The sequence below is a fragment of the Acidovorax sp. KPB24-07 genome (genome assembly GCF_057543315.1).
Map to the genome: position 1 here is coordinate 1 of NZ_BAAJYS010000715.1, position 1,120 is coordinate 1,120.

Genomic DNA, 1,120 nt, shown 5'->3' on the forward strand with positions numbered 1-1,120 from the left:
CTCGGCGGGCTCGCTGCCGCCGTCCGCCGCGCCGTCCTTGGCCGTGGTGCGCGGGGTGTGCAGGTGGCGCAGGCAGGCGATGGCGATGAGCGCGACCAGCAGCGCCGTCACGGCCTGCGTCGTCACCTCGGCCGCGAGGCTGGCGCCCACGGCGGTGTTGATTTCGGTGATGAGCCCGCTGGTGATGGCGACCAGGGCGATCCACCAGGGGTAGGGGCTCAGCCGCCGCGCCAGGTCGTCCGACAGCGAAGGCAGCCGCCAGGAGCTGCGCCGGCGCGACAGCAGCGCGTGCCCCAGGCCGATGGCGAACGAGGCGAAGATGGCCAGGCGCACCGCCGTGCTGCCCAGGCCGTGCAGCCGGTCGCCGAGGTTGTCGCCCACGTCGACGCCGCTGAGCGCCAGTTGCGCCGCCAGCCCGATCAGCAGCACATGCACCACGACCGACACCGCCGCGAGCAGCGAGCGCCGCAGGCGCCCGGACGGCAGCCGCGTGGGGGCCACGCGCACCAGCACGCGCTTGGCCAGCCAGTTGCCCAGCACGGCCAGCAGCAGCGCGCCGGCCAGGCTGCCGAGGAAGGTGGCGCGCCGGGCGGGCTCCATCGCCCGCTCCAGGGCCTGGCGGATCTCGACCGCCAGCATCGACAGGCGGGCGGTGTCGGAGGGCCAGGCGTTGCGCAGCGCGCGCCAGTAGGTGGGGCCCAGCGGCGAGTCGATGCGGGCGGTCAGCGCATCCTGGAACTGCTGGCGGCGCTGGCGCACGAGGTCGGCGCTGCGCTGGTCGGCATCGACCACGATGAGGCGGGCCAGCTTGAGGTCGGCATCCACGACGGCGCGCTGCTTGGCCAGTCCGGCCCGCTGCTGCGCCACGTCGGGGGAGTCGGCGGGCGCGCCTTTCTCGGGCGAGGGACCGAGCCCGGCCAGGCGCGTGTCCAGGTCGGCCAGCTCTTCGGTGCGCTGCGCGACGAGTTGCTCGGCGGCCGTGCCGATGGCATAGACCTCGTTGACGAGCTTGCGGCCGTCGTCGTCCGGATCGAGCTTTTTCGGGACGGCGTCGAGCTGCTTGCGCAGGTCGTCCACCGAACGAGGGGCCGGATCGCCGGCCCGGGGGGCCGTGGCGCTG

General features: G+C 74.7%; 1 protein-coding gene. It reads right to left on the minus strand.

From position 1 onward, the window contains the following. The coding region (locus AC27IQ_RS25235; RefSeq protein WP_487091256.1) for a DUF3772 domain-containing protein at positions 1-1,120 on the minus strand (1,120 nt) is incomplete at both ends.